Raw genomic sequence first — 17,123 nt, 5'->3', positions numbered from 1 at the left:
TTGTGGGCAGCCGTCAATGTTGGTCTCCCATTCTTTTTCATTCATCCCGGATCCGGTGGATTGAGTTGTGTCCCAATGGCGGCAACTCCAGGAGCTTAGTCTTGTTTCAGGGCAGATAACATAATTTCCTACCTTCCCTGCACCAACTGAACATTGAATCAATCGTTCACTAACATCGCCATAGAGGGCTTGCAAGTTCGGTGGCGCAATACCGATTCGGTACATGAAGAAAAATTCTCCGTTAGATCCCGTAGTATCGTTGGTAGAGGACGGCGTTGGAACGGCCCAGGAGATGGGCGAAGAGCGTCATGTGGTTGCGCAGCGACGATCTCAGGATGCCTTGTTCAAGGTAGCGGCGCGGCGAGGTGTGCATCGTTTCGTGCAAGAAGAGCAGGCGTCCGTGGCGGCGGCAGGCCTTCACGAAATCCACATCTTCCATCAGGTAGGGTTGGGCGAAGCCTCCGACGGCATGAAAGGTTGACTTCCGGCAAAAGAGGCCCTGATCGCCGTAGGGCAGTCCCAGGCACCGCGTTCTCAGGTTGGCCCAGGCGGCGATGGCATCCAGGGCGCGGTTGGTGGGGGAGAATCCAAGGCGGAAGCAGCCCAGGGAAAACCGGCGATCCCGGACGATCTTTCGCACGTGATAGGCGGCCCAGGGGCTCGGCAGGCAGTCGTCGTGCAGGAACCACAAAATGTCTCCCGTTGCGGATCGGGCCCCGTGGTTCATTTGCAGGCCGCGTCCGGGAGGACTTTCCAGCCAGACCATACCGTCACTTGCATGGGGAGGCGCCTGGGTGCCGGAAACGCCGCGGACCACGTACAGTTGGTCTCCCGGCCACAGGGTGTTGGCAAGGTGCTGAATCCACGGAAGAAGTTTGTCTCGGGGCGCCAGGGTGGGAACGATCACGGAGACGGTGGAAGCAAGGGCCCAGTGGCGCTGCAGGGCCGAAAGATCTTCCTGACGGTCCACGTCGTGCCGAACGTTCAGAAGGCTCGTGGCGAGCCCTTCCGCTCTCAGGGTGTCCCAGGTTCTTTGCAGCACGTCGGACGTGCCCCAATGGGGTGTTTCGAAGGCTTTGGGACACGGGCGCCGCAGTCCCACGGCATAGAAGCCGCCGTCTTGGGCGGGGCCCAGCACGGCTTGGGCCTGATCCAAGGCCCGAAAAGCGCCCTGGAGGTCTTTGGGGTTCACGTCCCAAAGATCCGATCCCATGAGAAGCACGCGGGAATAACCACGGCGAAAAAGCCGGTCGAATGCGTGGGCCATGCGCCGACCCAGGTGCTCCCCTTCCTGGGCGAACACGGGCCATGGAAGGCGAAAGCGCTTCCGGAAGGCGGGCACCCGTTCGGCCGGAGTGACTTCCACGTGGATATGGGTTTCAGGCCAGTGCCTTTGAAAGTCCGCCAGGACGCCCAGGTTGAAACGAAGGAGCCTTTCGTAGAGGTCGCAGGCGGCCCGGCTTCCGACCACCTTGGCCAGCCGCGTTTTCACATGTCCCGGTGCCGGGTGGCGCGCAAAGAGAATGAGAGCGTTTCGGTTCATCAATACGCCAGACTGCCCAGGGATCGCATGATCAGGGTGAATCCCATGGCGAGCATGCCCATGAGGCCCATGCCGCACGAAAATCCCGCCAGTAGCACCGGCGCATACTGGCGCCACGCCAGGCCGTACTTCTTGACGAAATAGTAGCGACCCAACAGCGCTCCGGTCACTTCCAAAAAGACGCCGTGCGGGGTGGACTGGCTGAGTCCCCGCACCACGCCGTAGATGAGCAGAATGGGCCAGCCGAGAGCGCTGAGTGCCCAGTAGGCGAGGGTGCCCAAGCCCAGCCCCCAGAAGACGTAATTCATGTTGAGGGCTTCGAAGAAGGGAGAATACCCTTCCAGGGTGGCGCTCTGCAACAGCAGGGTGTTGAGGGCCTGCAGGTGCCACAGTTCCTGGGCGTAGGGGTATTGGCTGGACGGGATGGGAGCCAGCCGCCAGATGTATTGGGAAAAGAGGATGCTCGCGATCATGACCACGGGAAAGACGAGGATTTCCGCTTTGATGATGCTTCGAAAGCTGGTTCCGGTCAGCTCGATTTCACGCCAGCGCACGGTGGCTTTTCCGTAGTTGTGGAAGGGAATGGGGGCGTACCAGATGCCGATCCCGTGGTAGCCGAAAAACTTGGAGGCCGCAATGAAACTAGCCTCGCGCACCATGGGCAGGCTCACGAATTGTCCGGCGATCCCTTCCATGCGGGCGGACACGTAGCTGATGAAAGGTGTGTAGACAAACCCGTAGGCCGCCAGAAAGATCCACGGAAATCCGGGCACCAGGATGGAGGAGACGATCACGTAGGCCGTGGTGGAGGCCACATAGATGCCGATGGCGATCCATATATTGAAATCGCCCCGCCCGGGCGGCGGTGTGAAGAGCTTCTTCACGCGCTCCCGAAAGGGGGCCATCTCGGTGCTCCGAAGGCTTTGCACCACCTGGAAAATCCCGATGAGGGCGATGGCCAGCCCGATGCCGATCCCAAAACTCATGTAGAAATCGAAGTTGTTGGCAAAAACCGTGTCCACGGTTCCCATGCCCTTATGCCATCGGTGGAGGATGCCGGCCCGGTAGAGCATGGGGTTGGCCACCAGGGTGATGAGAAAGCCCACGGCGCCGCCGATGACGGCCCAAAAGGGCAGCACCATGCCCACGAACAACAGTCCCAGGTCCAGCTGGATTCCCGTGGCCACGGCCGGCAGGATGTTTTCGGTCACCGGTGTGAGTTCCACCCATGGGATGGGTAGAATCCTGATCGGTTCCGAAAGGAAAACCCCCGATGCCGCGGGAACCAGCACGTAGATGGCTCCGAAGGCGATCCCGATCATCCCGCCGATGGAAAAAAGGCGCCATTTCCAGCTCGTTTCCTTCTTTTCGGCCGATTCTGCCAGGGCCATGTTGCCCAGGGCGCCCACGGGCGCCATGGGAAAGGGCAGCTTTTCCACATCGGAGGTGAGCCGATAGAGCACATAGCCCAAGCCGAAGTGGTCTACCGCCTGGATCAATTCGAAGCCCACCATGAGCAGGATGGGGATGAGCCAGTCCCTGTGGAAAAAGGTTCTTTCCACCAGGGATTGGGAACCCGGTGGTGGCGCCACCCAGGTGGGAATGTATTGGGTGAGGCCCAGCATGCGGGCCGCTTCCGATTGAACCAGGTACTGGTTCCAGAGAAGCCCGGAAAAAGGCGAGGCCAGGGCGGCTCCGGCCATGTAATAGAGCACGAAGATTTCCTGCTGACTCAGGCGCGTGTACGCCCGTTTGGCCACCTCGGCGAAGAGGATGATGGTGACCCATCGGGCCGCCGGGCCGATCCCGGTACCGATCACCAGTCCCAGGTACATGGAGCCGGGCATCATCAAAAAGCCGACGAAGATGGCGCCCAGAACCGATTTCCAGCCGAACCCGTCCTCGAACTTTTCAGGAGGCTTTAAGAGATCTCGATATTCTTTGAGTTCCTTGTCGTCCGCCATGGGCCTCCTCGCCTCGGATTTTGACCAATAACAGATCCTGAAGATACGCGCGTCCCGAGCGCCCCGTTGGGGGGCAACGACCCGCCGGGTTGGGCCTTGCAACCACGGCAAAACAGCTTCCCGTCCGGGCCGGGCTCGGTAGGATCTGCTCTTCTGCCAGGGCCCAACGCCCACGACCGGGGGAAAAGGGCCTACAGGGCTCTATCCCGACAGCCTTCTCCGCATGTCATGATTCCCGTTCCCCCGGGTCCATCAAAGGGGCAGGACGTGATAGCTGAACGGGGTGAAGAGCCCCGCCACCATCCACGCCACGGCCATGAGCATGTCTCCCACGATCAAACCGATAAAAAGGCGCCTCAGCTCCTTGAACTGGCGCACTCCTCCGTAACGAAGCACCAGGGTGTTACAGAACCAGCCGATCAGAAAGCTGAACCACAGAATGCGCATGGCGGAGCTGTAGGTGGTGAGATACCCGATGGGATGAAGCGGCCACCAGATGAATCTTCGAAAGCCAAAAACCAGTAGGCTCATCACCACCGCCCCACCGACGGCGAACAAGATGCTCCACCTCTTGGGCGCTTCCGGGTAATTGATCAGCTGGAAGGCGTTTTCGTGGACACGCCGGGCCGTCTCCACCGCCCAATCGTCGGGAAGCAGGTTGAGCCCCGTCTTGTAGGCCAGAATCAACATGGCCAGGCAGGAGACCACGATGCCGATGACCATGGCCGCCACCACCCCGGCCAGAAAGCGTGATCTTGGTTTGGCGTCTTCGGACAGTTTGGAGGCGTGAAAGAGGCTGGGCATCAGCGATTCGCGCATATCCACGAAGGTCACCTTCTGAATGACCAGGGCCAGGTAGAGGGTGAGCGGTGCCAGGGTTTTTGTGTGCAGAGCGGCCAGGAACCCATCGGAAGGGGCAGCGGTGAGGGTGAAGTAAGGCAAGCCCCCCTGGCAGATGAGCCGGGCCGATACCAGCTGCAGCATGAAACAGACGGCCAGGAAAAGCACGGCGGGCAGCCAATCCATGCCGAAAAACCGCATCCAGACCAAGGTGCCGGCAAAGCCCACCAAAAAGAGATACAGGGCCGTTCGGGGGGATACCAGGCCCCGGTGGATTTCGTCGGGCAGTGCGGACCGGCCTAGTGCCTTCCAGACGATCTCCTTCAGGTGATTTCTGGAAAGCCACACGATGAAGAAAAAGAAGACGCCGAAGGCTCCCACCATCTGCATCTCTTCCACCCTGTCCAGCACCGGTCCGAATGTGGTGCCCAAGGCGGCGGAAGGAAGGCGCCAACCGAAAAGCTGCAAAAGACCGGGCAGCAGCCCTCCCAGGACGAAGAAGAACCACAGGCTGAAGGAGATCTGTTTGGACGTGAGGTAGGCGAATCCGATGAAGGCGGGATAGAGGTAGATCTTGGCCTTATGAAACCCTGAAAGAAGCCCTTCCTTGGGCACGTAAGGCTGCGCAAGAAAGAGGGTGGGGATCTGCGGCACGTGGGGATAGAAGGTGTGCAGGCCGTTGAGAAGATGGAGACACACGGGAACGGCCAACCCCACCAGGAAATACTTGTGGCGCACGAAGTTCCAGAAGCCGCCTTTTTCCGATTCCGTGCTCAGCACCTGTGGGACTCGGAGAAGGGGGAAGTTCATCTTTTCGTTTTCGATCCACTGATGGCTGAAAAGGCCCACCATGCCGAACAGGGCCATGTAGACCAAAAGGATGAAAAGGGCCCAGCTCAACAGCGGGAGCGTCCAAGCCGACCAGGGGATGTGGGCGGGGACCTGCCACCACGCCAGTTGGCGGCCGTTTTCCAGACCTTGGTAGAGGGTCTGAACAGCCTGGGGATCCAGCGGGAAGAGCTTTGGAGAAGCCAGGGGGAGCAGGGTCTTGGCTTGGGGGGATCCAGAGGGATAGAGCCAGGCGGGCGTGGTGATGTTGACGAGAAACGTTCGAAAGAGGCCCGTGTAGGCGATGCCCGTGGACACGCTGATCATGGCCCAGAGGAGAAAGAGTTCCTGAGCGCTGAGCGCGGCGCGGGGGTGGAGCTTTCGGGCCAGTGGATTGTAGAGCCCCGCCAAGACGAACAAAGCGGCGAAGGCCACCACGGGAAAGTGACCACCCGCCAGGGGGCTGTTCTGAAGCTGCACATTGTTGTAGGGGGTCACGGCGCAAAAGAAAGCGGCGAGAAAAATCCCCAAGGTGACGGCGGTGAGTCGAATCTTTCCCACGTTACGTCCCGTATCCTTTGTCAAGAGGCCGAGGTTTCCAGCGTGGCTTCCGAACCCTCCAACGTATCCGGCGGCGGACCGGCTTGTGCGTAGCGGGCTTTGGTCTCGTCATCCAGCAGGCGCCACAGGAGCATCCGCTTTCGCAACACCCGAATAAAGTTCTTGTTGGTCCTTTCCCAGGCGGACCGCTCCCCGGACAGGCGAATCATCTGAACCGCCACTTCCATGTAACCCGGATTTTCTTTGGACGGGCAGCAGTGGAGATGAAGCCGTTGTTTGATGCCGAAGTCGAAGGGGGCGAGCCACACATTGGCGCGCAGTGTCAGGCACACGGGGTAAGGCATTTGCGCCGGCCGTGCAATGGAGTCGTCCGGCACCAGACTGGCTTCGTCCACAATGAAAGCGCCGTGGGCCACATCCTGGTGATCCCGGATGAAGCTCTCCAGAAAATGGATGATTCCCAGCTCCTCCTCGGGTTTCAGGAGAAACGGCAAACGAAGCTCCAGCAGGTCTCCTTGGGCTTCGGGAAGGGTCCAGCTGCGGGTCACGTCCGGCATGGCCATCTCGGCGGCCATGCGGGCGGGGTAAAGGGACGCCAGAAGCACCACGGAAAAGACGAGCACCATGCAGGCCACGCTGGCCAAGGAGGAGTAGTTGAAGGTGAGCTCGGCGAACAGGGGCCACGTGCCCACCAGTTTGGCTGTGAGCTGGGCCAGGATATAACCGATCACGGTGGAAAGCACCGCCAGAGAAAGGGCCTCCACGATGAAAAGAAAGCCCACGTGCACCGGAGCCAGGCCCACCGAGGTATAGACACCGATCTCGGTTTTGCGTTCATGCACATGTCCGATCATGGTGTTGAGGCAGATGAAGACCACGATGAGGATGGGAACCACCAGGTTGGCCACGCCCTGATAGCGAATGGCCTTGCCGGCGGTGTGATACCAGGTCTGTTGCGCCCCCACGAAGAGCGGGTAGGAAAACCATCGGGACAGGTCTTCGGCGATCCCCCGGGCCCTAGCGGGGTTGTCGGTCACCAGGGCGATGGCCCGGAGGCTGCCGCCCAGGGAGCGGCACGTTTCAAAAGGCATGAGCACAAGGGAGTCGGCGCGGGCGAATCGAAACCGTTGGGTCATGGGCAGGATCTCTTCACCCGATTCCATGGCTTCCACTTCCACCTCGCTGATCTCCTCGTCCGGGGCAATCTCCAGGTAGGCCGGCTGGATCCGATGGCTGTCCAGGTCGCGGTAGGATTCCAGCTTTTGGGGGTCGAAATAGCCGACGACTCGAAAGGGCTGTTCCCAGAGGGTTACCGTGATGGTCCCGTCCGGCTGGGGATCCAGGCCCAGTTTGCGAGCCAGGTTCACCGGCAGGAGGACGGCTCGTTCGTTGTCTTGTGTGAACCAGCGGCCCCGGACCACGATCTTTCGAAAGTTCCGGGGGGCATGGACACCCAGCCCCAGCACGCCCTGTACGGCCGTTTCCCGAAGATTGTGTGAAACGGTGGCCACGAACCGCTGGGACGGGTGGGCCGGATCGATCCAGGCCCGGGGCCAGATGCGGGCCTGGCCGGCGAAGCGTGCCTGGAGGTCCGATAGGGTCAGTGACGTGAGAGGGCGCCAAATGATGTGGTGGATCAAGACGCCGCTGTAGGGGGCCGAATCGGCGATTCGGGCCATGGTGGTCTTGGTCAGGCTCTTCACGTTGGTAAAAGACATCACCGTGAAGGTGAGGATGATCAGGGTCACGCAGGTGAGCGCCGTTCGCAGTCTCCGCCGATGCAGGTTGGACGCCCCGATGGCGAATCCGGCGCCGAAGGCCTGCCACTTGTTGACACCTTCGCGGCCCGAGGCCAGTCCGTCCGGTCCCTTCTGGACGGCTTCCATTTCCTGTTCAAAGCGCACGAAGATGATCCAGGAGACCAGAAGGGAAAGGCCCACGATGAAAAAGGCGATAATGACCACCATGGGGTTGTAGGTGAGTTGGAAGGCTGGATGAAGGGCCTTGATGGTGAAGATAGTGGTCAGCAAGATGAGGAAAAACGCAGTGATCTGTTTGTAAATGTTTCTGAAACAGAACAGGTAGCGTTCCAGGCAATAGGCAAAGGGGACGAAGAGGGCCACGAAAAACATCACGCCGCCCAGGATGTCCCGCTGGGTCTTTTCAATCTCGCTGTAGACCACATTCAGCTTGGCCCATGCCGATACGGTCTTGTTCCACACCAGCGGATGCCGGTTGGCCTGGGCCGCCGCGTCCGCGTCCTTCAATTCCCGGGCGGCTTCCCGGTAGAGGTTCTCCAGGTATTTGTTGCGGATCCCCCGCCGCTGCAGATTGTCCAGGCGATGGGCCACCAGGGTGCGCAGATCGTGGGCCACCCGGGAAGAGACCCGGGACAGGATGGGCGGAGAACCGGCGAGATATCCCAGTCCCTGAGGATTTCGTGGATCGGCGTTGAGAAGAAGGAACTCATTTCGCCAAAGGGTGTCTGCCAGGATGAGCTTGAATCGCGTTCCTTTTTCCAGAAACACCGAGATGCCGAAGGTGTCCCGGCCGTCCACCCGGCTGTACCAATACTTGAGCGGACGGGCGCCCGTGACGGCGTCCAGCAAACGGACCTTGGTCAGGTGTCCCAGCTGTCGGGGATTGAAGGCCCCGATCACGTCCGTCTGCTCGCAATGGAACATGACCAGGGTCGTGCTGGCGACCCGCCCTTTGATCTTGAGCCGGTAATTGTTCTTGCCCGTCTGGACCTTGTCGGCCGTCCAGGCGATCCGGCCCGTGGTGGGATCGATTCCATAGGGCTCCAGGATCACTTTTTGGAAGGCCACGCGCTTGTTGGCTACTCCGGGCAGCAAGAAGGTGCCGTCCCGGAACGTCATGGTGCGAAAGACGGTGGTGCCCTGGATGGCGCACACGATGGTGCCGGGAGCCGGCTGGTCGGGGAAGAGTTCCCCCTGGCGAATGAAAAGGGCCTTGCCCTGGACGGCCGCCAGGCCCTGAACCCCTTTTCGGCAGCTGCCCTTGAGGTCCGGGTGGGACAGCACAAACTGGAAAAAGGGCGGGAGAAACCGCTCGAGCAGGTCCACATTTTTCCAGTGGATGCGGTCCGTCGTATCGTTGGGGGTTCCCCACACCAGGCGCCGGTTGTTGAGGGTGGTGAGCGTTACGGACGAACAATCGGAAAGGGCGCCGATGTCGCATGCCAGGCAGTGAAGGCCCGGGTTTTCCACCGCCTTGGAGGTTCCCCCGGCCCCATGGCGACCTGTCCTTTCGAAAAGGCGGGGCGTGCCGGAGATTGTTGCACTCCTTTCGGCCGCTTCTTCCATGATGTCCGTCAACCGAAGGTTCCGCGCCAGCCGCCGCACTTGCTCCCGCACAGGAAAGGTGGAGCCCCATTCGCTGAGGCCCATGGGCAGGGAACGGGAGGACAGGTTGAGACTCAAGTGCAGGATGGTTTGATAGTCATCCAGCAGGTTGCGCATTTTTCTCCAGGAGTGGACCACGCGCCATCTCTGGTTCAACTCCCGTTCTTCCTGTTCCAGGGGTTTTCGGGCTTGCGCAAATAGTTCCAACGCCAGTCGCTTTTGATCGTCGTCCAGCCGGGTGGGGGCGTCCTGCCAGCTGAGTCTTCGGCACCGGCGGGCTCTGGTGGCCAAGGCATCGATCTCGGCGTCGGTACCCGCCTGGCCGTCCGAGGCCACCTTGCGATATTGGATCCGGCGGGTGAGGCGGTCGGCTTCGTCCTTGGCGCGTTCCACCACCTCCTGCCACACCAGCCGATCTCGTTCAGGGTCTCCCGTGCGCCACGGTATGGGTTGGATGTAGGCGGAGAGCAGGGCCTTCAGCTCTTTCCGACGATGTTTGATGCCCCGCCGTTCCTGGCGGATGTCTTTCCTTCTTCCCCGTGCGACCCAGGTGAAGTACCTGGATCCTGCCAGTCCCTGACCATAGCCGGAGGTGGCCAGAAGGAGGACGGAGCGTTCCGGGGGGCGGGCGGCCAGTTCTTCGGCCAGTTTGAGCAGCATCGCCGCGGAAACCGCCTGGTCCGCCCCGGGGGCCCGCCCCACCACGTGGGTGGATGCGTCGAAGGAGGCTTCGATCACCACCAGTTCCTGGGAAAGATCGGGAGATCGGCCGGGAATCAGGCCGTAGACGTTTTGGGCCACGCGGTTTTCCCAGTGGGCTCGAGCCCGCACGATTCCTTCCCCATGGGTTTTCGCCAGGTCCTTGAGACGTTGGGCGGTCTGGGGTGGAGCATAGAATCGGGGAAACGCCAGCGGGGTGGGAATGTCCTTGTCACGAAAATGCTCTTGCGTATCCTCCACATCGCCGAGGAAGATCACGGCCTTGGCCGATAACGAAGCGGCGATCCACCAGTTGCCCGCCGAGGCTTGATCCATGAGCACGATGGCCCCTTGCAGGGGCTGATGATCCATGCGGGGCAGTTCGCCCTTCCCCACATAGACCAGGGGGCCGCGCAAGCCCTCTTCCGGGGTTCGGGGCAGCATGGCCATGTTGGGGCCCCAGGGGAAGAGGGGATAGGCTTGGGTGCCGACTTGAAGGACCGCTCGGTCCAAGACGGGAACCGGCTGGAAATAAAACTGCATGCCCACGTTTTTCAGCCCGAATCGCTGGAATTGTTCCTCGATGTAGCGGGCCGCCGCCTCACAGCCGGGGGAACCCGTGGACCGGTCCGAAAAACGGGTCAGGCCGAGAAGATGTTGTCGAGCCGAAGCCGCTAACGACGGTTCGCAAAGGGATCCCATCCCCAACAGAAGCGCTGCGGCAAACCATACGGTTAGGCTCTTGAGCGGTTGCGCCCGGCCCATGGCTATCCCACTTCCCCCACCGTGATCTTGAGTTCTTCCCGGTCCTCGATGCGATCCACCATGCCGTCGCGGATCCACACCACCCTGTCCGATACGTTGAGCATCTTGATGTCGTGAGTGGCCGATATGATGGTGACCCCGCGTTCCGCCGACAGCCTCTTGAGCAGGCCAATGATCTCTTCTCCTGTGGCCAGATCCAGGTTGCCCGTGGGTTCATCGGCCAGGATGATGGCCGGGTCATTGGCCAAGGCGCGTGCAATGGCCACCCGTTGCTGTTGGCCCCCCGAAAGTTCCGGAGGCTTGTGCTGATAGCGCTCCGCCAGCCCCACCAGCTGGAGCAGCTCCATTCCCTTTTCCACGTACTCATCGCGGCTCATGCCCGCAAAGATCATGGGCAGGGTCACGTTTTCCATTGCCGTCATCACCTGAATCAGGTTGAAGGTCTGGAAGATGTAGCCGATCTTGCGGCACCGGAGCCACGCCAGTTCGTAGGCGTCCAGCTGGGACACGTCCACTTCGTCGATGAAGACCCGGCCCGAGGTGGGCTTGTCCAGCGCCCCGATCATGTTGAAGAGCGTGGATTTTCCCGATCCCGAGGGGCCCATGATGGACAGATACTCTCCCGAACGGATGGCCAGATTGATTCCTTTCAGGGCGCGGACTTCCTGTTGTCCCATGCGGAACACCTTGACCACGTCCACCAGTCGGACCACATTGTGCGTGCCGTTGTCGATCATGAACTCTATTGCTCCGTTCTCAAGGCCAGGGCGGGTTCCATGCGGGCGGCGACCCAGGCCGGGTAAAGAACGCCGGTGAAAGACAACACCATGGCCAGCCCGGTGTTCCAGCATACGATCCATGCCAGGTGGCCCACCGGCCAGTGGCGCAAGACGCCTGTTCCGAACTTGATAAAGAGGGTGCCGGTGGACACCATCACGCCCAGAAGGCTTCCCAAGGCGCCGCCCAGCAGTCCCTGGTAGGCGGCTTCCAGGACGAAGAGTTTGATGACGAAGCTGTCCAACGCTCCCAGGCACTTGAGGGTGCCGATCTCGCGGAAGCGTTCCGTGACGGCCATGAGCTGGGCATTGACAATCCCCACCGTGCAGACGAGAAGCGACAGGGCGATGAGCCAGCGGTCTTTGGGGGTGCTCCCAAAAGAGCCGGCGAAGGACTCATAGCCAGACGAGAGAATCTTTTCCTTGAGTTCTGCGGGGGCGTGCGGCCAGAGGCCGTTGAGAATGGCGTATCCAGCGAAGGTATAGGCCACGAAGGCCCCGGCAAGGACCAAGGTCGCCGTGGTGATGAGTGAACGGAACAAGCGGGCGCGAAGCGCATTGAAGGAGATGCGTACGACCTGAGTCCACGGCAGCACCACTTGCCTTTCGACGGCTGGTTTCATGTCGTCGCCTCGGAGTCAGGAAGGTAAAGAGGATCGGCAAAAGCCTTTTCAGCCGTGAGCCCCCATCCGTTACCGGTGAGCCAGGGGTCGGCGGACTCAACCCCGTGGGAGTCGAGCCTTCCGCCTGAGGCCCTATGTCCACTTGCCCCTTGGGGCTGTTCTCAACACTTAATGCCTGGGCGCCAGATTTTCAATGGCCCGCACGGTTTCCCGGGCTCCGTCGCATCGGGGGAGATGCCGTGGCGGCGGGTTGGATGACAGCTCTTGCTCAATGGCCTGGGCCACGTCTTTCGGATCCAGAGAGCGCAGCACCCGCACCACTCCCCTCTCTTCCAGCGCGTCAGCCCGAAGGGCCTGTTCTCGGTTCTGGGGAAAGGGAAAGACCAGAGCCCTGGTGCCCGTGACCAGGATGTCCATGCAGGTGTTGTAACCGGCCATGCTGATGGAAAGTTCCGCTTCAGCCATCCGGGCGGTGAAGTCCAGGGCGAAGGGGCGAAGGGCAAGGCGCGGGTCCCGGGCGGCCCACTCTTGGATCCGCCGTCGGTCCTGATCTTCCATGAACGGGCCTTGATAGATGTGCAGATGAAGATCCGAACGCCCCAGGAGGTTCCACGCCCGCCAAACCGCCTCCAGCAGCTCCCATCCCACGCGGCCCCCGCCGGTGCTCACCACCACACGTCCCGGTATCTTCTCCGGCGGAGGGGACGGGAGAGAGCGGAGCACGTAGCCGGTATGCACCACCGGAGGCCGGATGTGGGCCGTGCGGGAAAAGGTGGCGCTGAGCGGGATCATGTCCGGATCTCCATGGACCAAGACGAGATCGAAGTAGCGGTTGAGGACCTTGAGAACCTTTTCTTCGTAGGCGGCGGTGTCGGTCTTTTCCACCAGGATGTCTCGTACGCTGCAGACCACCTGGGCGCCAGGGGATCGAGAAAGGTTTTCTTCCAGGAGAGGGATCAGCTCGAAGCGGAATTTTTTCCTCCCGAAGGGAAAGAGTTCGATCAGAAGCACATCCGGGCGGGTCTGCCTATAGGTTTCCAGGAGCTTTTCCCGGCGCCTTTCCTTCAGGCTTTCCAGATCCTCTTCTTCCGTCTCAAAGCTTCGAAATTGGGGATCCATCATGAGCGCGGGAAGAAATACCCGGGTGATGTGTTCGGGCGGTTCATAGCCGGTCAGCGGCGTACCGCCTTCCACAAAGGTGACGCGATGGGGGCGGAAGGCCTTGGCGATCTCCATGCTGCGGAAAAAATGGCCGATACCCAAGACATGCTGGCAGTAATGCAGAACTCTCATGGTGTGGGGCCTTCCCTCTTCAAGGAATCCAGCACCGCTTTCAGGGCTGCGACGAATCGATAAAAGACCGGGGTCGGGTGCTTACGGCCCGATCGGTTCAGGCGTTCGAACAGGGAGGCGCGAAGGCCTTGGGACAGTTCCAGCTGAAGCCCCGTTCCCGAGCTTCCGCGATTGCAAAGGTTATTCTTTTGATCACCACGAAAGAACGGATGGGTGGCCGTAGAAAAACCGCAGCCTGCCAGTGCGGACGCCACACGCGTCTGGAGCTCCAGGTCCAGCCCCCCCAGGTAAACCACGGGGCGTGTGCCCTCGCATCCATGGACGGTGACCAGCTTCCAAGATCGGCGCGCCATCTCCAGGGCCACGGGCTCGTCGAAGAGGGTGCTGGTGATGTGGAGCCGGCCGTTTCCCTTCCGTTTCAGGCCGTCCAGATGATAAAAGGAGTGCAGGGGTTCGGCCACAGCCTTAGCCACTTCCGAGGTGCCCGGCTCGATGCCGCCCCCGTGGGGGGCCATGACAGCGATCCCTGTCTGCCCCCAGCGCCACTGAATGCGGTAGCCCACCTCCGGTGTTTCGTGTCCCATCAGCTGCTGGAAGGAGCGGTATCCGTTCACAAAACCCCCGGTGGATGGTGGGCGTTCATTTCGCGTATCGTGCAAGACGTATTGTGCCCCACAAGGACGACGCTGTAAAGCGTTGCCCCGCGCCGATCTCCGCGGAAAGGATTGTCATACGGGGAACCGAAGGCTTTGGCATTGGCGACAATGGGGGAGGAAGAACGATGGAAAGTCAAGTCGCACACATGTTGGAGATGCGCCGCCGGCCGGTGGCCATCTTGTGGACCGACCAGGAGCCGGAAAAGGCCGCCCGCTTCCGCCCCGGCAAGTGGGGTTGTGTCATGTGGATGCTGGTGGGCGCCTCCAAAGGAAAGACGGCCGCCTTCGATGAGGCCAGTTACGGCTGCTGGGGCGGCGGCGTGGGGCTGGGCTTTGGCAATCAGTACCAGGCCTTTCCCGGTGGGGAGCCTTGTTTCCACTACTTTTTGTCCATCGGAAATCGGCACTGGGAAACGGGTCAGGCGGTGGTGAAACAGATGGAAGCCTCGGGGGCCGGCGGATCCTTTCTGGAAGATTTTCGCGACGGGGAAGGCTATCTCAAGAGCCCGGAGCTGGTGGCCGATTTCATCGAAGGGCTTCCCATCATGCGGGTTCCGACCCGATTCGTGGTGTTCAAGCCTCTGGAGAAGGTGGATCCCCACCAGGAAGAACCCAAGGTGGTGGTCTTTTGGGCCACACCCCATCAACTGGCGGCCCTGGTGGTGTTGGCCAACTACGGTCGGCCCGGCAGCGAAAACGTGGTGGTGCCTTTCGGAGCCGGGTGCCAAAGCGTGGGGATCTATGCCTATCGGGAACTGAGCCGGCCCTATCCGCGGGGCGTGATCGGTCAGATGGATCTTTCCGCCCGGCTGAACGTGCGAAAGACCATGGGGGATCATGTCTTCACGTTCGCGGCCCCCTGGAAGCTTTTTTGTGAGATGGAAGAAAACGTGGCCCAAAGCTTTGCCGCCCGCTCCGTATGGCGGCAATTGGTGGGCCATCCATAGGTGTTGCGCTACGGGGCCTTCCGTGGTAGCAAAGCTGACTTTGTGAAGGAAAGTTGACAAGTCATCCAACTCACCTCCTTTTTAGAAGCGCAACCCGCTATGCATTGGGAGCCCCGGAGCAGGATCTACGTCTTTTTCCAACGAGCCTGTTGTTGTGTCCGGATCTTCACGGATTTGGACAAGGAGCGCTTTGACGCCCGGCTCCAGGAGTCCCTGCGGGACAAGAAGAGCTTCTTTCTCACCGTCTATGAGCGCAATGGAAAGGGGTTCAAGCGTAGCCACACCACCGTGACACCCTACGAAGTTCTCAAAGACTGTTGCTTCCATGCCGAGAGCCTGGACACCGGCGCCGTGGATGAATGCGCGGACAAGGCGCACGAAGCCCGAGTCATTGAAGAGCTGATGGCAAAATACGGGGCCAAATCAGAGCGGAACTGAGATTGACCCTGTCCGTGCCCCTTGCCATTTTCTTCGGCTTGGGTCAAGGTGGTTTCAGCTCGGGGGGGCGAAGCAGCCTGCCCGGCTGTGTCGGTGTCCCAACGGGTGGGAGGGGCAGGGATATGGAGCGGAATCACAAGGTGTTGGAAGAGCTTCGGTGCCGGCTGGCCGCCTTGGAATTGGAACGAAACAAACTGCGGGAACGGGTTGCTCAGCTGGAGGAGGCCCTGCAAGGATGCCTGAGCCGGTCCCGGCATTGACTTGGATGCGGCTTTGCCGACTGGTGGCTGGATGCCAACCGCGTGCTCAGTGGAGTGGATGAATATCCGGAAGGGTGTCAAACCCTGCGCCACAGAGACGGACTTGGAGATACAGGAGAGGAATAGAACCAGCTTATGGGCAAGCCGCACTTTACCACTTCCATCTGGAACCCTTATGGGTCTCCAAAGGCCCCCCCGCCGGATCCCTTGCTGCCTTGTGGATTGTCGCAAGATCTTCCCCCCGTTCGTTATGCGGACTATTTCAGCGCCTTGGAATCCGCTTTGACTTCCCACGGGATGCAAGCCCTTCGGGAAGCCCTGGGTTCCGCCTGGGGCGCGGCGGTGAAGCCGGAGGAGATCGATCGTGTCCATGTGGAAAGCGTGAAACACGGTGCCTTCTATCATGTGGCACGCATGGAGGTGGCCGTCGGGTCGCAAAGGATTTCCCTGGCCATGAATTCGGCCTTTACGCCGCACCGTCAGGCCGTTATGCACCGGGAACTGAAAGCCCTTGACCGGGTATCGGCTGGTCCGGGGGCTCCGTTTTTTCCCCGCTGCCACTACCAGGGCCAATACCCGTGTGTGGACGTGAACGAAAAAGTCCATCGGGTCTCTTATTTCTTGGCCCAATGGTTTGACGGCTATCATGAATTTCACCTCCGTGATGCGCCGGGGGCCCAGAATCTCCACGTGTGGGACGGGTCGCCCGACGGCATCCTGCTGGGGGGCCGAGAGGCGGCGGCCGTCTTTCGAGAAGGGGCCCGGATCCTCACCTTGTGCCTGGATCGGGCCACCTTCGAGCAGGTCTATCCGTGGCACCACGCCGCCGGGGACATGGTGGTCCGGTGTGGAGGGCGCGCGCCCCGACTTCGGGTCATCTCAGCCCGGGACTACAGGGCGATCGTCCCCGGGGGCCAGGAAGCCCACGAGCGCCTGGCCGCGATCATGTCCTTTTTCTATGTGCTGACCCTGCGTCTTCGCTTGGATCGCCATGAGGGAACAGGGCGCTTGCTGTGGGCGGACGGGGTGTGGGTTCCGGCCATGGTGGAGGGATTCTGGAAGGGATGGGTGGAAGGACAGCCGCGATCCTTGGACTCGGAGACGGGCGCTTTGCGCGAGGCCCTGCTCGGCTTTTCCGCCCAGGACTGGGCGGTGTTCGGGGAATACCTGTTGGACGATCTGATCGTGGATCCGGAAGAGGCGGCCTTTATCGCCTCCAAGCTGGGCGAGCACGGCAAGGATCTGGCCCGCAGCCTGGAGGATCAACTCCGGTTGGGCCCCCAAAAGGAAAAAGGGTGCGGATCGTGACGATCGCACCCTTTTTCCTTCGACTGGTAGTCCCAACGGGACTCGAACCCGTGTCTCTGGCGTGAGAGGCCAGTATCCTAGACCGCTAGACGATGGGACCACAAAAGTGGCTGGGGGACTAGGATTCGAACCTAGGCTAGCTGATCCAGAGTCAGCCGTCCTGCCACTAGACGATCCCCCAGCAGGCGCGAGGAAGGTAAACAAAAGCGGACGGAAAGTCAAGGGCCAATTGAAGAAGTTTTTGGAACATCGAAAAG

12 protein-coding genes and 2 tRNA genes are annotated in these 17,123 nt (G+C 60.8%); 4 read left to right on the top strand and 10 right to left on the bottom strand.

Annotated elements, in window-relative coordinates:
* Positions 1–241: 241 nt before the first annotated feature.
* The 8 genes from B9A12_RS14105 to B9A12_RS14070 form a co-directional block, all read right to left on the bottom strand.
* Positions 242–1,543, bottom strand: a complete 1,302-nt coding sequence (locus tag B9A12_RS14105) for a TIGR04282 family arsenosugar biosynthesis glycosyltransferase (RefSeq protein ID WP_084058747.1) — start codon at positions 1,541–1,543, stop codon at positions 242–244.
* Positions 1,543–3,507 carry a peptide transporter gene (locus B9A12_RS14100; protein ID WP_084058746.1) on the bottom strand — a complete coding sequence of 655 codons (1,965 nt, stop codon included), beginning with the start codon at positions 3,505–3,507 and terminating at the stop codon, positions 1,543–1,545. The genes B9A12_RS14105 and B9A12_RS14100 overlap by 1 nt, the downstream gene beginning before the upstream one ends.
* Positions 3,508–3,759: 252 nt before the next feature.
* Positions 3,760–5,760 carry a DUF6785 family protein gene (locus tag B9A12_RS14095; protein ID WP_212636955.1) on the bottom strand — a complete coding sequence of 667 codons (2,001 nt, stop codon included), beginning with the start codon at positions 5,758–5,760 and terminating at the stop codon, positions 3,760–3,762.
* Positions 5,757–10,565, bottom strand: coding sequence for an FtsX-like permease family protein (locus B9A12_RS14090; RefSeq protein ID WP_084058744.1), 4,809 nt, complete (start codon positions 10,563–10,565; stop codon positions 5,757–5,759). The genes B9A12_RS14095 and B9A12_RS14090 overlap by 4 nt, the downstream gene beginning before the upstream one ends.
* Positions 10,566–10,567: 2 nt before the next feature.
* The gene (locus B9A12_RS14085) at positions 10,568–11,302 is read right to left on the bottom strand and encodes an ABC transporter ATP-binding protein (RefSeq protein WP_084058743.1); all 735 of its coding nucleotides are present in this window, start codon (positions 11,300–11,302) and stop codon (positions 10,568–10,570) included.
* Positions 11,303–11,307: 5 nt separating this feature from the next.
* The gene (locus tag B9A12_RS14080) at positions 11,308–11,964 is read right to left on the bottom strand and encodes an ABC transporter permease (protein ID WP_084058742.1); all 657 of its coding nucleotides are present in this window, start codon (positions 11,962–11,964) and stop codon (positions 11,308–11,310) included.
* A 168-nt stretch (positions 11,965–12,132) separates the two neighbouring features.
* Positions 12,133–13,257 carry a glycosyltransferase family protein gene (locus tag B9A12_RS14075; protein ID WP_084058741.1) on the bottom strand — a complete coding sequence of 375 codons (1,125 nt, stop codon included), beginning with the start codon at positions 13,255–13,257 and terminating at the stop codon, positions 12,133–12,135.
* Entirely contained in the window at positions 13,254–13,871 is a 618-nt protein-coding gene (locus B9A12_RS14070) for a poly-gamma-glutamate hydrolase family protein (RefSeq protein WP_084058740.1), read from the bottom strand. Before B9A12_RS14070 ends, B9A12_RS14075 begins: the two co-directional genes overlap by 4 nt.
* A 167-nt stretch (positions 13,872–14,038) precedes the next feature.
* On the opposite strand from B9A12_RS14070, the gene B9A12_RS14065 reads away from it, so the two are divergent.
* The 4 genes from B9A12_RS14065 (at position 14,039) to B9A12_RS14055 (ending at position 16,866) form a co-directional block, all read left to right on the top strand.
* Complete coding sequence (locus tag B9A12_RS14065) at positions 14,039–14,860, top strand: DUF169 domain-containing protein (protein WP_084058739.1); 822 nt, start codon at positions 14,039–14,041, stop codon at positions 14,858–14,860.
* A gap of 99 nt (positions 14,861–14,959) precedes the next feature.
* Positions 14,960–15,298: a hypothetical protein gene (locus B9A12_RS14060; RefSeq protein ID WP_084058738.1), complete on the top strand. Its 339-nt coding sequence runs from the start codon at positions 14,960–14,962 to the stop codon at positions 15,296–15,298.
* A gap of 122 nt (positions 15,299–15,420) precedes the next feature.
* On the top strand, positions 15,421–15,558 hold the full coding sequence (locus B9A12_RS17050) for a hypothetical protein (protein WP_170920622.1): 138 nt from the start codon (positions 15,421–15,423) through the stop codon (positions 15,556–15,558).
* A 135-nt stretch (positions 15,559–15,693) separates the two neighbouring features.
* The gene (locus B9A12_RS14055) at positions 15,694–16,866 is read left to right on the top strand and encodes a hypothetical protein (protein WP_084058737.1); all 1,173 of its coding nucleotides are present in this window, start codon (positions 15,694–15,696) and stop codon (positions 16,864–16,866) included.
* 24 nt (positions 16,867–16,890) lie between these two features.
* On the opposite strand, the gene B9A12_RS14050 is transcribed toward B9A12_RS14055, so the two are convergent.
* Positions 16,891–16,966 (bottom strand) — tRNA-Glu (locus B9A12_RS14050).
* Between the two features lie 7 nt (positions 16,967–16,973).
* Positions 16,974–17,047 (bottom strand) — tRNA-Gln (locus B9A12_RS14045).
* Positions 17,048–17,123: the final 76 nt, after the last annotated feature.

Origin of the sequence: Desulfacinum hydrothermale DSM 13146, assembly GCF_900176285.1 — a bacterium.
In the GTDB taxonomy this organism is placed as follows: domain Bacteria; phylum Desulfobacterota; class Syntrophobacteria; order Syntrophobacterales; family DSM-9756; genus Desulfacinum; species Desulfacinum hydrothermale.
Note: the sequence above shows the minus strand (reverse complement) of the source record. Positions and strands in the feature narration are given on the sequence as shown.